Consider the following 18,009-nt stretch of genomic DNA (forward strand, 5'->3'; position numbering starts at 1 on the left):
AACAAATTTTAGTTTTGGGTAGTTACTGATTCGTTTGTTTTTGCTTCTTTATTCTTAATGGTACGAAGCTCATTTTTTGCTTCTTCAATCACATCTTTATACTGTGTAAAGTTTTTGATGATGTTCTCCAAGATGTATGTTGCTTGGTACGCATCTTTTAAAGCATAATAGTTCTTAGCCATAATTATATAACTTTTAACTCCCCAGTACTTATATGATGAGTAGTTAGCAATTAAATCTTGTACAGCTTTGGTAGATGCTTCGTATTCTTTATTCTCATGTAAAAAGAAAGCATTGTAATATAAACATTCAGCTTTCAGTTCACCAGTAGCTTTTTTACTAGCTTCATTAAAATATTCTTCAGCAGTTAAAAAGTCATTGTTTTTGAAAGAAGAGCGTGCTAAAATAATTTTAGCATCTTCAGCAATATTAGTATCTATTTTTCCTTTGGTTAACACTTTTTCTGCATAGTTGATAGCATTACTATAATCATCTTTTTTATAGTATCCTTTCATTAAATTACTTTGAGCAAAAATGATGTTTTGCGGATAATTAGCTTCTTTTTCTAATTGTTGAAGCACTAAAATACCGTTGCTCCAATCTTCTTTTTGTAAATAAATGTTAGCTAACTTGGTTAAAGATTCTTCTGTAAACTCACTTTTAGTTTGCTTGTTTACGTATGTGTAGTGAGGAATAGCTTTATCAAATAACTTTGTGTTGTTGTAAGCTTGAGCTAAGTAAAAATGAGCTTTTAATACGTTAATTCCATTAGGGAATTGTTGTAAGTATTTATTGAAACCTTCAATAGCCTTAGTGTTGTTGTTCTCTAAGAACTTATTTTCAGCAGATTGATAAGTTGCGTTATCTAGTTCAGCATTAGTAACATTTGCAAAACTTACATTTTTAACCCAAGCGGCGTATTCATCTACTTTACCGATATCGATATATACATTTTTAACGTTGGTTACTGCTTGTCTTGCTTCGTTAGAATTAGGATGCTTTGCAACTACTTCTTTATACTTCTCAATAGCTTTTCTATTATTGTTGTTGCTATAATATAATAATCCTTGACGCAATAATACATTTGGAATATAGTTGCTTTTTGGATGATTCTTTAATAAACGTTCGTAGGTTTTTTGTGCTTTTGAAGCATTATTCATGGTTGTGTAAGTCGTCGCTAACTGAAATAAAGCATCATCTTTTAATTGAGAACCATCATAATCATTAATTAAAGTTTCAAGATCTTGGACTTTAGTATCGTTTTTTCCTAAAAAGCCATTACTCATAGCTGTTTGATATTGTGCGTAATCAGACCCTACACCACCTTCTTGAATCACTTTATTATATGCCTTTATAGCATTTGTATAGCTTTTTGAAGCATAAAAAGAATCTCCTAGGCGATTGGAAGCATCATCATTTAAATCGTTATCATCAAGATTTTGTTCTAAAAATAGCTGAAAGTATTTAGCAGCATTAGGATAACTTTTTAGTTTGAAGTTTGTGTACCCAATTTGGTAATTTAGCATCTTAGCTTCGTTAATATCTTTGTCAGTAACAGATAAGAAGTGTTTAAGAGCATTTTGATAATTTCCTAAAGAATATTCGGTTTCAGCCAACCAATAAGCTGCTTTATTACTCACAGTAGTATTTTCTGATTGAGTTGCATTTATAAAGTATGGCTTAGCTTCTGTTATTTTATTTTCGTTGTATAATTGAATACCTCTGTATAAAGAAACTTCATTGATAATACTTTTACTCTCTGGAGTCTCTGAAGTGCTTAAAAAGTCCAAAGCACCTTGATAGTCTCTCTGATGTAGGTATGAGGTAACTAGTAAATTACTAATTTCAGCAGCATTTGGAGATGTTGGGTATTTAGCTAAAAAGCCTTTTAAAACATCTGGAACACTTTCATACGGGTTTCCTTCTTCGTAACTTAACTTCGCATAATTTAAAGAAGAGCTTTGAGTAATTTGAGCATCAAAATCCATTTCACTGGCATTTTTAAAAGCATTTAAAGCTTCTGGTTTTTTATCTAACTCTAAATAACACTCTCCTAAATGGTAGTAAGCATTTTGTGCTACTTTATTATTACCTCCTATAATTTTATTAAAGTTGCTAATAGCAGTCTCATAATCTTTTTGTTGATAGTAAGCATAGCCTAAATAATAGTAATCGGTATTTGTCCAGCGGCCATTTTTTCCTTTATAGGCTTTTAAAAACGGAATTGCTTTCTCGTATTTTTTAAGATTGAAATAACTTTCACCAACAATTTTAGAAATTTCAGAAATCTCTTTTTGATCTTTCGTAGTTTTTAATAATTGTTCTCCAATTTGAATTGATTTATCGAATCTTCCAGCTTTAAAACTGATGTCTAATATATAGTAATTTGCTTTTGCTTGGTAAGTAGCATCGTTTGCTAGTTGACTTAAATTGTCTTCAGCTTCTCCGAAATTTTCTTGCTTGTAGGCAATGTATCCGTAGTAATAACGAGCGTCATTACCATAAATAGGATTTCCTAACAGGGTTTGAAAACGAGATTTGGCATCTCTTAAGTAATTAGAAACTAATAGTGCATACCCCATTTTATAATTGAGTTCATTTTTTTCTTCTAAACTCAATAGTTTCTCATTTACTTTTTGATACCACTTTAGGGCATGAGCAGCTTTTCTGTTAGCAAAATAATAATTACCAACATTTAAAAATGCCTTCTCCTTTTTATTGTTGTACGGATAGTTCTCAACAAATTGATTAACTCTATAATCAGCGTCATCTTGCTGCAATTTTATTGCACACATAGCATCATAATAGTCAGCATCAGCTTTTAAGTTATGATGTTTTTCAGAGTTTACAGAAACTTCACGAAAAAGTTCTTGTGAAGCAGCATATGCTTTGTTGTTGTATAAACGTATTGCTTTATGAAAATCGGCATTTGCATCAGTATTTATAGCCGATTCTTGTGCTATTACCGCTGTTGTAATGGTTAAAAAAAGAAATAAGTAGCAGCTTTTTTTGAAACAGTTAAATCTCATATTTTTTAGTTATCTAGAAACTATAACGTTAGTTTTTTATTTTTGTTGGGAGATATTTTATCAAAAGTAAGAAATGTTACAGAATTACGTTATAAAATTTTAGATTTGTAAAAAACTACATTCCATGGAAAATCCTGTTTTACACCTTGAAAACGCAGATATTTATCAACAAGACAATTTAGTGTTGTCAAAAGTGAATTTTACCCTGAATAAAGGTGATTTTTATTATTTAATCGGAAAAACAGGAAGCGGGAAAAGTAGTTTGTTAAAAACCTTGTATGGGGATTTACGTTTACAACGTGGTTTAGGAAGTATAGTTGACTTCGATTTAAAGAAAATGAAAGAAAATGACATTCCTTTTTTAAGAAGAAAACTCGGAATTGTTTTTCAGGATTTTAAATTATTAAACGATAGAAATGTTTATGAGAATTTAGAATTTGTATTAAAGGCCACTGGTTGGAAAGATAAAAATGAAATGAAAGATAAAATTCATGAAGTTTTAGATAAGGTGGGAATGAAGGAGAAATACTATAAAAAAACTTTTGAATTGTCAGGGGGGGAGCAGCAGCGTGTAGCAATTGCCAGAGCGTTATTAAATGATCCTGAATTAATTTTAGCAGACGAACCTACAGGGAATTTAGATCCAAAAACTTCATTAGAAGTGATGGAGTTATTGAATGAAATACATCAAAGTGGAAAGACAATTTTAATGGCTACGCACGATTATCAATTGATTGTAAAGTTTAAACAAAAAGTGATTAAATGTGAGGGTGGTGAATTGTTTGAAGTAGTACAACAAGCAGTTTAATATTATAAAAAACAAACCCACTTCAAGAATGAAGTGGGAAAATTGCTATGAAAAACTATGAAAAGAAACACTACTAATGCTTCTCTACTATAAAGACGTTTAGATTAGGAAAATCTTACACAGTAATTGGAATTTTAACAAAAGTTTATAAAAAAAACCTGAGTAATTTTATTACTCAGGTTTTTAAATATTTGAGACTGTTAACTTCTTAGAAAGTTAAAGCAGTGTTGTTGTTTTTAACGGCTTCAGCTGAAGAAGTTAAAGCTGCTTTTTCTTCTTCACTTAAGTTAATTTCAACGATTTTTTCTATTCCGTTTTTACCTAATACTACTGGTACACCAATACATAAATCAGATAAACCGTATTCTCCTTCTAATAAAGCAGAACAAGGGTAAATTTTCTTTTGGTCACAAGCAATTGCTTGTACTAAACCAGATACAGCAGCTCCTGGAGCATACCAAGCAGAAGTACCTAACAATCCTGTTAAAGTAGCACCGCCAACTTTAGTATCTTGTTTTACTTGCTCTAATCTTTTTTCTGATAAGAATTCAGATACAGGAACAGAGTTACGAGTTGCCAAACGAGTTAAAGGCACCATTCCTTTATCAGAGTGACCACCAATAACCATTCCGTCAACATCAGAAATAGGAGCCTCTAAAGCCTCAGCTAAACGATATTTGAAACGAGCAGAATCTAATGCTCCACCCATACCAATAATTCTGTTTTTAGGTAATCCAGTTGCTTTGTGTACTAAATATGTCATAGTATCCATTGGGTTAGATACTACAATGATAATTGTGTTAGGAGATTGCTCAACTAAGCTAGCAGCTACAGATTTTACAATCCCTGCATTGATTCCTAATAACTCATCGCGAGACATTCCTGGTTTACGAGCAATTCCTGAAGTAATTACACAGATGTCTGATTCTGCAGTTTTGCTATAATCTCCTGTTGTTCCTGTGATTTTAGTGTCAAAACCATTTAAAGAAGCAGTTTGCATTAAGTCCATTGCTTTACCTTCAGCAAAACCTTCTTTAATATCAACTAAAACAACTTCAGAAGCGAAATTTTTAATAGCAATGTACTCAGCACAACTTGCACCTACAGCACCTGCTCCTACAACCGTTACTTTCATTTTATATATGTTTTTTGTAATTAATTATATTTATAAGTGCGGAATCCGCACAAGATGCACAAAAATAGCGATTTGGCTATGGATATAAAAGAAAAGCTTCCTTAAATTTAAGGAAGCTTTTTTAGGTTGTTTATACTTAGATTTTGATTAAAATTTGTGAGCAGATATTAATGTATTGTTTTCGTTGATAAATACCATATTATCTACTTTGTCTATCACGTAGTTTGGTGTTTTGTCTAATAGGTCTATTTCTTTATCAATGGCACCAGTTTTCTTATCAACCTTAATAATTTTATGAATTGATGGAAGGTCTTGTCTTTTAACTTTAGTGACAATAAACTGACTATTTTTAATAACTTTAGAGTTATAAAAACGTTTTGAAGTTATATTAAAGATTTCGTGCATATTTCCATCACCAGCTCCTATATGTAAACTTGCTATCGTAGAGGTTTCTGAGGTTCCATCAGTTTGGTCTTTTGAGGTTCTGTAAGCTCCATTTGATAAATCATTTAACATTTCAATATTATCTAAAGAACCTTGTATGTCAAAATCAACACCAGCAAACGCCAGACCAAGTTGTGCTACTCTAGTTAATCCTTGTATTGAAGAGGCAGGTTTGTAGTAATTAGAATATTTAATTGTTCCATCAGGTTTTAATAAAGATATGTGTTGGTCAGTGTATAATAAATATCCTTCTCCTTTTATATATTCAGCAACTAAAGGAGTTTTTCTTTTTACTTCTTCTAGTCTAATATCATCAGCAAACTGATTAATTTCACCAGATTCTAAATCGAATTTATATCCTTTTCTATTTTCAAAAAGAATCACTTTGTTTTCATTTTCATCATAGGTGACAGCAGGAATCGATTTGAACTTTACATCTCTTCTCCAAACGTCTTTTCCTTTTTCGTAGTCTAAAATATTAGACCTCTCAGTTGAAATGTATAAAACTCCTTTTTCAGTAGGGGTTATGTAGTAAGCATATCCATTAACGTTAGTATTCCATATTTTTTTACCTTCAGGTGAGACTAGAGCAATAGATCCTTTCTTTTCGTCTTTTCCAATAGCTATAAAACCTTTTTCATGAGGTATTACCTCATTTAAATAATCTATTTTAAAGCTTTTCTTCCATTTAAATAAATTAGTTTCAGGGTTTATAATGTTAAAACCTTCTGTTTCTACTAAAATTAAATCACCATTACTATTAGATGTAACGTCGATTAATTCTCCTCTTAATTTTAATTTACCAGGAGTTATGTCTGTACCATTGTCTGGATTTAATACTAGTAATTTGCTAGATTTTTTTATACCAACATATAGGTTGTTATTTTTTTCTGAGTATACTAGAGCATTAACTTTCTTTTTAGTTTTATGTTTCCATACAATTTCTCCGTTAGAGAAGTTAATAGCAAAAATTTTGTCTTTAATACCAATAACTAAGTTATTAGAAGAGGTGAAAAAAGGCCCATGATTAATAAATGAACTACCTGCTAGTTTTTTGAAAATATTACCAACTTCCCCTAGGTCAATAATCCAATTTAGTTGACTTTTAACTAAATCGAAATTCATAAGTTTTTGTTTTTTATTATCAAGTAATTCAAATAGAATTATTCCTTTGTCTTGAAGTAAGGTGTAGTCTTTAATTCTGTAACCTTTACCCTTAGTGTCGAAAACAATTTCACCGTTGCTAGAATTAAGTACAATTCCTCTAACTTTTCCTACTATAGGAGCATATTCAACGTAGAAGAATGGTAAGCCATCGATGTTTAAAAAAGTGTTTTTGTCAACCGCTTTTAATTCTTTGTTGTGCCATAGAATTTCTCCTGTATTATTATTCATGGCTAATAGTCCTTTTGCTCCAGAAGCTATAATATTACCGTCACTAGTTTGTTTAATCCATCCAACTTGATAAAGTTCTTTCTTAAGATCTTTTTTCCAAATTTCGTTTTGAGCGGAAACGAACATAGAAGTTAAGAAAAATAATAAGAATAATTTTGTTTTCATAACACTTAAAAATTAAGAGGTTAAAATTTTGTTAAATTAAAAATTAGTCGCGAATATAGATATTAAAAAAATCCTATTTTACGAAATAGGATTTTTTATTATGCATTTTATAAAGTGAGTCTTATCTAAAACTAAAAGCAATACCTGCATTAACAGAGTTGTACTCTTGTAAGGTGTAACTTCCGAAGATTTTAAAGAAACCTAAACTTAAACGAGCACCTAATGTGGTGTTAAAACTACCAGAGCTAGAGCTTAGTGATAATGGATTTGTTCCTAGGTTCTCTCTCTCAGTTGTTCCTAATGGGGTTGTGTAAGTAGCGTAAAAGCTATCACCTCTCATATCTAAACTTGTATTACCTCCATTATATCCAATACCTCCATAAATGTTGATTATAGGGAAGTTTAAAGAGGCTATAGCTTGAACAGTATATGAGTTTAATCTAAATTCAGTAATAGCATTTCTAGCTTCAATGTCTCCATTTACATCGCCAATAGTGTAATCTACATTCATATTTGTGTAGGCGGCTAATAAAGAAACATGTAAAGGAGTTTTATCCATTGGTCCAAACCAATCAGTGATTTCTTTTTTAACACCAATACCAAATAATCCACCTTTTACATCATCTGAACCTACTTTAGGAGAGTATCTAAGCATTGCTTCAAACTTAAAAGGAAGTCCTAAACCTACTTGGACAGATGGAGCAGGTACAGCATTGGCAGGTAAATCTTCTTTAATACCTTCAGGCATTGTGAAGTTAGCTTCAACTTGTTGTCCGTCTATAGTAGTAGTGTATGTTAATTCGGCAGGAGTTATAGAATTGCTTCCAGCAACTGTAGCTGTAGTGTTCTGGTTGTATGTAGTATTACTAGATAATCCTATTTTTGTTAGATTAAACATTTCATCTTCAGAAGGGATAAAAGATGCGTTTGCTCCGATAGAAATGTCAAAACCAAATTTTTTATGAACTTTAGCAGTGTGATACCAACCATTATTCATGCTATAAACAAAGCCTTTCATAGCAGGATCTAAATAAGCATTCGTTAATTTGCTAGCATCTTCTTTTGCTAATAAAATAGTTTCTAATTCCTGAGCTTTAAGACTAAAGCTTACCATTAAAGTTAAAAGTGGTAAAAGAATTTTTTTCATAATTATGAGGGTGTTGTTTTAAGCGGTAAAAATATAAAATAAAAAAAAGCTCAATAATATTATTGAGCTTTTTTAAAGTTAAGAAAATATTTTATGCATCAATATTCGCATATTTTGCATTCTTTTCTATAAAATCTCTACGTGGAGGAACTTCATCACCCATTAGCATAGAGAAGATTCTATCAGCTTCAGTTAAGTTATCGATAGTAACTTGTCGTAGTGTTCTAAACTCAGGGTTCATGGTAGTGTCCCATAATTGTTCTGCGTTCATCTCTCCAAGACCCTTATAACGTTGAATAGTTACTGAGCCACCCATTTTTTGAGCAATTAAATCACGTTGATTGTCATCCCATGCATACTCGCGTTTTTGTCCTTTTTTAACTAAATATAAAGGAGGAGTAGCAATGTAAATATATCCTTGTTCAACCATTTCACGCATGTAACGGAAGAAGAATGTTAAAATTAAAGTAGCAATGTGAGAACCATCTACATCGGCATCACACATAATAACTACTTTATGGTAACGTAATTTGGTTAAGTTTAATTCACGAGGGTCATCTTCTGTTCCAATAGTAACTCCTAATGCGGTAAACATGTTTTTGATTTCTTCATTTTCAAAAACTTTATGTTGCATAGCTTTTTCTACATTTAAGATTTTACCTCTTAAAGGAAGAATTGCTTGGAAGTTACGATCACGACCTTGTTTTGCAGTACCACCTGCCGAGTCTCCCTCAACAAGAAATATTTCACATTGAGCAGGGTCAGTTTCAGAACAGTCAGATAATTTACCAGGTAAACCACCAATACTCATTACTGTTTTACGCTGTACCATTTCACGAGCTTTACGTGCTGCATGACGTGCTTGCGCAGCTAAAATAACCTTTTGAACAATGGTTTTAGCGTCATTTGGATTTTCTTCTAAGTAATCCGTTAACATTTCAGATACAGCTTGTGATACAGCAGCACTTACTTCACGGTTACCTAATTTTGTTTTTGTTTGACCTTCGAATTGAGGCTCAGCTACTTTTACAGATACAATTGCTGTTAATCCCTCACGGAAGTCATCACCAGCAATTTCGAATTTTACATTTTTAAGTAAACCAGATTCATCAGCATACTTTTTTAATGTGTGAGTTAAACCACGACGGAAACCTGATAGGTGTGTACCTCCTTCGTGTGTATTAATGTTATTTACGTATGAGTGTAAATTCTCAGCATATGAATCATTGTACACCATAGCAACTTCTACAGGAATTCCATTCTTTTCACCTTCCATAGAAATTACATCTTGAATAATTTGTGTTCTTGTTCCATCTAAGAACTTCACAAACTCAGATAAACCTTCTTCTGAATGAAATACCTCAGAAATGACATTTCCTTCATCGTCCTGATTACGTTTATCTGTTAATGTAATGGTAATACCTTTATTTAAGTACGCTAATTCACGCATACGTGTAGCTAAGGTATCGTAGTTGTATTCTGTTGTTTGTTGAAAGATAGATTTGTCTGGCAAAAACGTAACAATAGTTCCTGTAAAGTCCGTTTCTCCAATAGTTTTTACAGGGTATAAAGTTTTACCTCTTTCGTATTCTTGTTGCCAAATTTTACCTTCTTTATGTACGGTTGCAGTTAAATGATCAGAAAGTGCGTTAACACAAGAAACCCCAACACCGTGTAGCCCACCTGATACTTTATATGAATCTTTATCAAATTTACCACCAGCACCAATTTTGGTCATAACAACTTCAAGAGCAGAAACACCTTCTTTTTTATGAATTCCTACAGGAATACCACGACCGTTATCTTTTGTGGTAATAGAGTTATCTTCGTTAATAGTAACTTCAATTGTGTCACAGTGTCCTGCTAAAGCTTCATCAATAGAGTTATCTACAACCTCGTATACTAAGTGGTGCAAACCACGTACTCCAACATCTCCAATATACATAGAAGGGCGCATGCGTACATGTTCCATTCCTTCTAGTGCCTGAATACTATCGGCAGAATAATTATGTTTTTTTTCTTCGCTCATTATAAAGAGAATTAAATTAAAGTCTTTGTCATAAAAAAATCGCTCGAAAGCGATTATTGTTATCTTACAAATTTACAATTTTAAAAACTTAAAATAAAGTTTTTAAGCGATTTTTGAGATATTTTATCAACAATCGCTTGGTTGATAAAAAAGCTCTTAAAAAGGCTAAAAACATTGTTAAATTAAAAGTTAGGGTAAAGAGAGTGGTTTTTAAGATTTTTTCTTTTATAAAATAGCTTATATAGCTTTAAATTCGTTTCATGAAAGTAAAGTTATGAAATTGTTTATTTAATGTTAAAAAAATGTATTAAATATTGTGTTTTATGGTTTTTTGTTTTTGTTAATGTAAAAAATTAACATTTTTTAAGGTTTTTGTTGTGTTTTTTATTAATATTGAATCTAGTATTAATAAATTAAAAATTTTTAAAAAATGAAAACCCCCCGAATTTTATTAGGAGCCTTATTGGCTTCAATGTTGTTTGTTGGCTGCAACAATTCTGAAGAATTAGTTACTGGTCCTGAAAGTTTAATAGAAGAACAAACTTCTGATTTAGTAAATAAGAAAGAAGTTACTTTTCAATTTATTGACTTGATGAAAAATCAAAGTTTTAAAGAAAAGACTCTTGAATTGTTGAATAATCAGCAACCAAGTGTAGCCATGTCTAAAATTTTAGAACAAACTTCTGAGTTTGTGAGTCATGACGAATCGTATAAAAAGTTAATGTCTAAAACAACTACGTTAGAAGGTAAGGCATCTAAAGAAGCTGCTCCAGAAAAGATAGAGATTATAGAAGTTTGGATGCACAATGGAGAGAGGATAGAAGATTTTTCTAATGTGTTATTTTCTTTTGCTCCTGAAGGAGATGAGGAAACTTGGAAGAGAGTTGAAGCTTATACGATAGATAAAGAAGTTGTTTATCTTGACCCTAAAGAAGCACCAAGTCAAACAGTTATTGTTCTTGAAACTGATGGTTTTGAAACTTTAAAGAGAGAGGTAACTTATATGAATAAGTATCTTCAAGAAAGCGGAGTTCAAAATAACAGGTTTTTAAAGTCTTCATTAGATTTAAGTGCTAAATCTGCTAGAAATGCTGGGTTGGAAACCACAAAATTAGATAAAATAAGCTTAAATGATGATGAAGAGCCGTGGATTAGTGGTGCTGCTGAGGTATATGCAATAACATCAGGTATTAAAGATGATAAAAACAATCCTGAAATTAAGGTAATACCTATGTATTATTTAGATCATGATGATACGGATTATTATCCAAATCAAATATTATTGTTCTGGGATGATTATCAATATCAAGCTGCAAATATTCAGCTGTTTGAAAAAGATGATAATACCAATTATAAAGACTTAGTTTCGGCTATTGTAAATGGAGTTTTTCAAATTATAGGAACAGTTTCAACACAACCTTGGGTTAGTGTTTTAGGGCAAGTTGCAGGAGCTATAATTCAAGCTATGCCAGATAGTTGGTATGCTAATAATGATGATTATGTAGATTCATTTTATACAATTGAAAAAAATAAGAGTTACTACAATTACTACGGTGCTAGAAGAAACGCTAAGATAAACTTATCTCCTTTTTATGTTGCGCCAAATTAAAAAGTAAAAGATAAGTAAATGAAAGAGCATTCTGATTTTTCAGGATGCTTTTTTTACTTTAAAGGGTTTTAATTATGAGAGTTGTATGTTGTGTGGAAAACCTAGGGAGTATTTTTGTTTTGAAAGCTCTTTAGGACACATGCCGAACTTTTTTTTAAAACAATTAGAAAAATAAGAGCTGCTGTTGAAGCCAACATCTGTCGAAATTTGGTTTATAGCAGACGACCCCATTGTTATTGAGTCTATGGATTTTAAAAGTCTAAAATCTTTTAATAGTTGGTTGATGGATTTACCAGTAATGTCTTTACAATTTCTGTATAATTTAGTTTTGGACATCATCATTAAAGAGCAAATGTCTGAAACTTTAAATTTAGGCTTATGGTAGTTTTTTGAAAGTATATCTATTAAAGAAAGTATGAAGGATTCTTTTTCAGGGTCTAGCCAGTAAATTTTTTTTAAGCTAGAAAGTGAAGGGTGCATATTTATTTTTTTTGAAGAAATAATAAGTTGTTCTTTCTTTTTTACAAGGTAAAGGAGTTCTGTTAGTTTAGGAATTATTTCAGAAAAAGTGGTTTTATTATCATTATGTATAGATGTGTATAAAATAATTTTAGTAGAACTGTTATCTGTTCTTTTGTTAAGTTTGTCTAGTATAGAAACAGTACAGCCTAAAGCGTTTTTAATAGAATGAAATGAAGCTATAATATTTTCGTTAGCTTCTATTTGATGTCCTTCGTAAGAAGTTATTAGGTTTTGAATAATAGCTTTTTTGAATGATAAAGATTCAATAGTTTTTGCTCTATTTAGTAAGAATACTTTTTTATTAAATGTTTTGGCTAAAAAAAAGACTGAATGTTTTTGTGGTGTGTAGAGTGATCTAGATTGTATTGCCTTAAGTTGCTGTACACTCTTCAAGAAAGCAAAGACTAAATGGTTGTTTACAGGTGTTATTTTGTAAGGACGTAGGTTAATGGATTTATAGTATAATTTTCGTATTGAGCTTTTGTTAGGTGCTTTTATTAGAAAAAAAACACTGTTTTTTTTATGATCAATCCAACAGTTAATGCATTTTTTAAGAAGAATTTGTTGAATTTTAGAATAAAAGGTAATTGCTAAATCAATAGCAGTGTTGTTATTGGTTATATGTTGAATCAAATAAACTGACATATGTAAAGTTAACAAATAGAAACTTGATAAGTGGTTAACTTAGAGTAGAATAAGGTAAATTTCAAGAAAATAGGGAAAAAACCTTAAAAAAGTATTTCACTTGATATGTAAAATACTTTTTTATGTTGTTGAGATTGAAACTTTACTTTTTAATGAATGTTACCTTCATAATCTAGTTTTAGGTTTTTTCGTTTTCCGTCTTTTCTAATTTGAACTTTAAATACTTTTTTTGATTTACTATTGTTTCTATAAGTTACAAGGTAAACATCTTTATGTATAGCCCAACCTGGATACTTGTTTAAAATAGCAGTTCTTACAACTTTTGGTAATAGTATATTTTTATAGCGTTCAATAGAGCTTATAATTTTACCATTAGAATCGTAAGTAGCGGTGATTAATCCACTTGTCCCTCCTTCTTTTTTTGTTCTGAATATAACTTCATAAGCTTCAAATTCTCTATCGAAAACAGGATCTTCTGTGATGTCATATCTAGCGGCCTCATTTTCTAGATTTTTGACTATTTCAGGAGTGTCTTTGTGTTGAACTTCCTTAAGATAGTTTAGGTTTAAAGGTTTAATGGTTACAGGCTCTAAAATGATATTTTTAGCGACTCCATTACTTTGAGAATGTACTAGGCTGGTTAGACCCAGGAAAAGTAAACCAAATACAAATTTCTTCATAATACTAAGTTTTAGTGGTTGTTAAAAAAACGAGGAGTATGAGTAATAATTCGGTTTTGAGGAAGAACAAAATTACTTTCAAAAAAATGAAAGTGTTATCAAAATTGTTCTTATTACTATAAGAAATGATTCAAAAATTTTAGTTTAACAAAGTTTTAAGTTTTAGTATAAAAAAAATCCCGCCAAAGCGAGATTTTTATCACAACTAAAATTTGAAAAAAACTAAGAATTTTTCTTAGTAAGCGTCTTCATGTACAGCTTTGATAGCTCTACCAGAAGGTTCGTTTTGGTTTTGAAAACTTTTATCCCATGCCAATGCTGTAGGGGTGCTACAAGCAATTGAAGGAACAGATGGAACTGTTAAAGCAGCAGTTTCACTTGGGAAATGTTCTTCAAATATTGAACGATAATAATATTCTTCTTTTGTTCTTGGTGTTTGAGTCGGAAAACGATGTGAGGCATTTGCCATCATTTCATCAGTAACAGCAGCTTCTACAACTTCTTTTAAGGTATCAATCCAGTTGTATCCAACCCCGTCTGAAAATTGTTCTTTTTGTCTCCAAGCGACTTCTTTTGGTAAGTAACTCTCAAAAGCTTTTCGTAATACCCATTTTTCCATACGTTCACCATTAATCATTTTATCTTCTGGGTTAATACGCATCGCAACATCCATAAACTCTTTATCTAAAAAAGGGACGCGACCTTCAATTCCCCAAGCCATTAAACTTTTGTTCGCTCGTAAACAATCGTATTGATATAGTTTATCTAATTTGCGCACTGTTTCTTTGTGAAATTCATCAGCATTTGGTGCTTTATGGAAGTATAAGTACCCTCCAAAAAGTTCGTCAGCACCTTCACCAGATAATACCATTTTTATTCCCATAGATTTAATAACACGCGCCATTAAATACATAGGAGTAGAGGCACGAACAGTTGTAATATCGTAGGTTTCTAAGTTGTAAATTACATCTTTTATTGCATCTAGTCCTTCTTGAATAGTAAAAGTGATTTCGTGATGAATAGTGTCAATATATTCAGAAACTTTTTTAGCAGCAGCTAAATCAGGAGATCCTTCTAAACCTATAGAAAATGAGTGTAATTGAGGATACCAAGCAGCGTCTTTATCACCGGACTCTACACGTTTAGCTGCATATTTTTTAGCAATAGCAGAGGTGATTGAAGAATCTAGTCCACCAGATAATAAAACTCCATAAGGTACATCACTCATTAATTGACGGTGTACAGCAGCTTCTAAAGCATCACGTACTTCATCAATAGAGGTTAGGTTGTCTTTAACAGCTTCGTACTCCATCCAGTCACGAGAGTACCATTTTTGTAAACCATCTTCACGAGTGTAGTAATGTCCCGGAGGAAAAACTTCAATTTTGTTACAAACTCCTTCTAAAGCTTTCAATTCTGAAGCCACATAAAAAGTGCCATGTTTGTCCCATCCCATGTATAGAGGAATAATTCCCATGTGGTCACGAGCCACTAAATATTCATCAGTAATTGAATCATACACAGCAAAACCAAAAATCCCGTTTAAATCATCTAAAAATTCTACACCTTTTTCTTTGTATAAAGCTAAGATAACCTCACAATCAGATTTAGTTAAAAACTCATGTTGTTCCTTAAGTTGCTTTCTTATTTCTTTGTGATTGTATATCTCTCCATTGGCAGCTAACACAAATCTACGGTCATGGCTAAACAGAGGTTGTTGTCCAGAAGCAGGATCAACAATTGCTAATCGCTCATGTGCCATAATTGCTTTTTCATCACTATAAATTCCACTCCAGTCCGGACCCCTATGGCGAACTTTTTTAGCCATTTCTAGGATTTGAGGTCTCAGTTTGTCTGAGGGTTGTTTTAAATCAAACGCACATACAATTCCACACATAATAATATCTTTTTATAAATTTTATTCTTTTTGGTTTATTTCTGGTACAAATAACAAAGGAATGTTTTTTAATTGTAAGGTAAAATTTAATTATAGTTATAAAATGTAATTTTAAAATTGTTTTTTGTATTAAAATGAAACTTATTTTAGCTTATTTACTCATAGAGACTTACTATTTTTTAGTTGTAATAAATAATTTGAAAGAAAAGTTTGTAAAATCAAAATCACTTTATACATTTGTAGCATAATGATGAAACAACAATTAAATAACTGGTGGTGGAAAACTCATAACTTACGTTAGTGAGACCATCTTGTTATATCTATAATACAACGAAAAGGCTTATCTCATGATAAGCCTTTTTTGTTTTTATATATTAAAAGAAATGAAAAAAATTACCTTTAAAACAATAGCAAAAAAACAATTGGCAGATATGATAACGCCGGTTAGCTTGTACTTAAGAACAAGAGATAAGTATGCGAATAGTTTACTACTAGAAAGTTCAGATTATCATAGTAAAGAAAATAGCTATTCGTTTTTGTGTATAGAACCTTTGATGACCATCAAAGCAGAGAATGATGAGTTGGTATTGTCTTATCAAAAAGAAGAATTGATGAGAGAGTCTATTCAAAGAAATTTTTACGAGAAATTTGATACATATAGCAATGTCATTTCGGTAGACTGTTCAGAGGAAATAAAATCATTTAATGGACTGTATGGTTATACTACTTTTGATGCAGTTCAGTATTTCGAAACAATTCAGTTAAAATCAAATAAAACTCCTTCAGAAATTCCAGTATTACAGTATAGCTTTTTTCGATTTATCGTAGCGATTAATCATTTTAAAAATGAAATGATTTTGATAGAAAATATTCCAGAAGGAGAAGAGTCTCGATTATTGGAAATTGAAAACTTAGTAAACTCTCAATCTTTTGCTAAATATGACTTTGCTTTTGAAGGAGAAGAAACATCTAATATTACAGATGAAGAGTTTAAAGAAAGTGTAACCAAAGCAAAGGAACACTGTAAAAGAGGAGATGTTTTTCAATTGGTGTTATCACGTCAATTTCAACAACAATTTAAAGGGGATGAGTTTAATGTATACAGAGCGTTACGATCTATAAATCCTTCACCTTATTTATTCTATTTTGATTATGGAAGTTTTAAGTTAATGGGGTCTTCGCCAGAAGCACAAATTAAGATAGATGAAGGTCAAGCAGTAATCAATCCAATTGCAGGAACCTTTAGAAGAACAGGTGATGATGAAAAAGATAGAGAGTTGGCAAAAGAGTTAGCAAATGATCCGAAAGAAAATGCAGAACATGTAATGTTGGTTGATTTAGCAAGAAATGATTTAAGTAAACATGCAACTAATGTAACAGTTGAAACCTACAAAGAGGTACAGTATTTTAGCCATGTAATTCACTTGGTGTCAACAGTGACAGGAAAGATTACAGGAAACCCGATAGAAATTGTAGGAGATACATTTCCAGCAGGAACCTTAAGTGGAGCCCCAAAATACAAAGCGATGGAGTTAATAGATAGATACGAAAATCAAACTCGTGGATTTTATGGAGGATGTGTTGGTTTTATTGGACTGAACGGAAATGTAAATCAAGCCATCGCGATTCGTTCTTTTGTAAGTAAAAACAACACCTTGTATTATCAAGCAGGTGCAGGAATTGTAATCAATTCAAAAGAAGAAAACGAACTGCAAGAAGTAAATAATAAGTTAGCAGCACTCAAAAAAGCATTGGTGTTAGCAGAAGAAATATAAAATTAGAATTGAGATGTTAGTATTTAGATGTGGGATATACATGTTTTATCAATACTCAAACCTCAATACTCAATACTATAAATATGAAGATATTAATATTAGATAATTACGACTCATTTACCTATAATCTGGTGCATTATGTAGAAGATATTACAGGAAAGTTGCCTGACGTATATCGTAACGACGAAATTTCAGTAGAAGAAATTAAAAAATACAATGCTATTATCTTGTCTCCAGGACCAGGAATTCCTGATGAAGCAGGTATTTTAAAGGAAACTATAAAAACCTATGCAGGTAAAATTCCAATTTTTGGAGTGTGTTTGGGTTTGCAAGCAATAACGGAAGTTTTTGGGGGTGAGTTAGAAAACCTGAATGATGTATTTCACGGAGTAGCTACCGAAATGAAAGTAACTAAAAATAACACGATTACCTTCAAAGATATTCCAGAAACTTTTGAAGCTGCACGTTACCATTCATGGATTGCCTCTCATACGAATTTTCCAGAGGAATTGGAAATAACAGCAATTGATGAAAGTGGAAGTATTATGGCATTACGCCACAGAGAGTTTCCTATCGAAGCGGTACAATTTCATCCAGAAAGTATTTTAACTCCAGAAGGAAAAAAAATGATTCAGAACTTTATAGAAAGTGTAAATAACTAACGTCATTTTGAACGAAGTGAGAAGTCCTTTAGAAGATAGCAAACTTATTATTCTATAGAAAATATAA

At 31.4% G+C, this 18,009-nt stretch carries 12 protein-coding genes; 4 read left to right on the forward strand and 8 right to left on the reverse strand.

The genetic code is table 11. The features are described 5' to 3' along the window. Positions 1-8 precede the first annotated feature (8 nt). Positions 9-3,029: a tetratricopeptide repeat protein gene (locus ACKTTR_RS03490; protein WP_408026543.1), complete on the reverse strand. Its 3,021-nt coding sequence runs from the start codon at positions 3,027-3,029 to the stop codon at positions 9-11. A 124-nt stretch (positions 3,030-3,153) separates the two neighbouring features. Here ACKTTR_RS03490 and ACKTTR_RS03495 point away from each other — a divergent pair, with 124 nt between their 5' ends. After that, positions 3,154-3,837 (forward strand): cell division ATP-binding protein FtsE, encoded by a 684-nt coding sequence (locus ACKTTR_RS03495; RefSeq protein WP_408026544.1) that lies wholly within the window; start codon positions 3,154-3,156, stop codon positions 3,835-3,837. Positions 3,838-4,045: 208 nt separating this feature from the next. Here the strand turns inward: ACKTTR_RS03495 and mdh are convergent, their stop codons facing one another. The 4 genes from mdh to gyrB form a co-directional block, all read right to left on the reverse strand. Then, positions 4,046-4,972, reverse strand: a complete 927-nt coding sequence (gene mdh / locus ACKTTR_RS03500) for a malate dehydrogenase (RefSeq protein WP_408026545.1) — start codon at positions 4,970-4,972, stop codon at positions 4,046-4,048. 147 nt (positions 4,973-5,119) lie between these two features. Further along, a complete protein-coding gene (locus ACKTTR_RS03505) occupies positions 5,120-6,976 on the reverse strand; it encodes a PQQ-binding-like beta-propeller repeat protein (protein ID WP_408026546.1) in 1,857 nt (618 codons plus the stop codon). A 121-nt stretch (positions 6,977-7,097) separates the two neighbouring features. After that, a complete protein-coding gene (locus ACKTTR_RS03510; RefSeq protein WP_408026547.1) occupies positions 7,098-8,123 on the reverse strand; it encodes a DUF6588 family protein in 1,026 nt (341 codons plus the stop codon). A 91-nt stretch (positions 8,124-8,214) separates the two neighbouring features. Beyond that, entirely contained in the window at positions 8,215-10,152 is a 1,938-nt protein-coding gene (gene gyrB / locus ACKTTR_RS03515) for a DNA topoisomerase (ATP-hydrolyzing) subunit B (RefSeq protein ID WP_408026548.1), read from the reverse strand. 430 nt (positions 10,153-10,582) lie between these two features. Between gyrB and ACKTTR_RS03520 the strand changes: the two genes are divergently transcribed. Next, positions 10,583-11,761: a DUF3103 family protein gene (locus ACKTTR_RS03520; protein ID WP_408026549.1), complete on the forward strand. Its 1,179-nt coding sequence runs from the start codon at positions 10,583-10,585 to the stop codon at positions 11,759-11,761. Positions 11,762-11,833: 72 nt separating this feature from the next. Here the strand turns inward: ACKTTR_RS03520 and ACKTTR_RS03525 are convergent, their stop codons facing one another. The 3 genes from ACKTTR_RS03525 to asnB form a co-directional block, all read right to left on the reverse strand. Then, complete coding sequence (locus ACKTTR_RS03525) at positions 11,834-12,928, reverse strand: helix-turn-helix domain-containing protein (RefSeq protein ID WP_408026550.1); 1,095 nt, start codon at positions 12,926-12,928, stop codon at positions 11,834-11,836. A gap of 149 nt (positions 12,929-13,077) precedes the next feature. Then, positions 13,078-13,608, reverse strand: coding sequence for a hypothetical protein (locus ACKTTR_RS03530; RefSeq protein WP_408026551.1), 531 nt, complete (start codon positions 13,606-13,608; stop codon positions 13,078-13,080). Between the two features lie 235 nt (positions 13,609-13,843). Then, positions 13,844-15,505, reverse strand: coding sequence for an asparagine synthase B (asnB, locus tag ACKTTR_RS03535; RefSeq protein ID WP_408026552.1), 1,662 nt, complete (start codon positions 15,503-15,505; stop codon positions 13,844-13,846). Positions 15,506-15,888: 383 nt separating this feature from the next. On the opposite strand from asnB, the gene ACKTTR_RS03540 reads away from it, so the two are divergent. Together ACKTTR_RS03540 and ACKTTR_RS03545 are read left to right on the forward strand one after the other, a co-directional pair. Then, positions 15,889-17,280, forward strand: coding sequence for an anthranilate synthase component I family protein (locus ACKTTR_RS03540; protein ID WP_408026553.1), 1,392 nt, complete (start codon positions 15,889-15,891; stop codon positions 17,278-17,280). A gap of 83 nt (positions 17,281-17,363) precedes the next feature. Beyond that, complete coding sequence (locus tag ACKTTR_RS03545; protein ID WP_408026554.1) at positions 17,364-17,942, forward strand: anthranilate synthase component II; 579 nt, start codon at positions 17,364-17,366, stop codon at positions 17,940-17,942. Positions 17,943-18,009: the final 67 nt, after the last annotated feature.

Source organism: Tenacibaculum litoreum (assembly GCF_964513915.1).
In the GTDB taxonomy this organism is placed as follows: domain Bacteria; phylum Bacteroidota; class Bacteroidia; order Flavobacteriales; family Flavobacteriaceae; genus Polaribacter; species Polaribacter litoreum.

Bases quoted from the DNA above. Each gene is read 5' to 3' on its own strand.
- ACKTTR_RS03490 (WP_408026543.1), bottom strand. From the start codon at position 3,029: ATGAGATTTAACTGTTTCAAAAAAAGCTGCTACTTATTTCTTTTTTTA.
- ACKTTR_RS03495 (WP_408026544.1), top strand. From the start codon at position 3,154: ATGGAAAATCCTGTTTTACACCTTGAAAACGCAGATATTTATCAACAA.
- mdh (WP_408026545.1), bottom strand. From the start codon at position 4,972: ATGAAAGTAACGGTTGTAGGAGCAGGTGCTGTAGGTGCAAGTTGTGCT.
- ACKTTR_RS03505 (WP_408026546.1), bottom strand. From the start codon at position 6,976: ATGAAAACAAAATTATTCTTATTATTTTTCTTAACTTCTATGTTCGTT.
- ACKTTR_RS03510 (WP_408026547.1), bottom strand. From the start codon at position 8,123: ATGAAAAAAATTCTTTTACCACTTTTAACTTTAATGGTAAGCTTTAGT.
- gyrB (WP_408026548.1), bottom strand. From the start codon at position 10,152: ATGAGCGAAGAAAAAAAACATAATTATTCTGCCGATAGTATTCAGGCA.
- ACKTTR_RS03520 (WP_408026549.1), top strand. From the start codon at position 10,583: ATGAAAACCCCCCGAATTTTATTAGGAGCCTTATTGGCTTCAATGTTG.
- ACKTTR_RS03525 (WP_408026550.1), bottom strand. From the start codon at position 12,928: ATGTCAGTTTATTTGATTCAACATATAACCAATAACAACACTGCTATT.
- ACKTTR_RS03530 (WP_408026551.1), bottom strand. From the start codon at position 13,608: ATGAAGAAATTTGTATTTGGTTTACTTTTCCTGGGTCTAACCAGCCTA.
- asnB (WP_408026552.1), bottom strand. From the start codon at position 15,505: ATGTGTGGAATTGTATGTGCGTTTGATTTAAAACAACCCTCAGACAAA.
- ACKTTR_RS03540 (WP_408026553.1), top strand. From the start codon at position 15,889: ATGAAAAAAATTACCTTTAAAACAATAGCAAAAAAACAATTGGCAGAT.
- ACKTTR_RS03545 (WP_408026554.1), top strand. From the start codon at position 17,364: ATGAAGATATTAATATTAGATAATTACGACTCATTTACCTATAATCTG.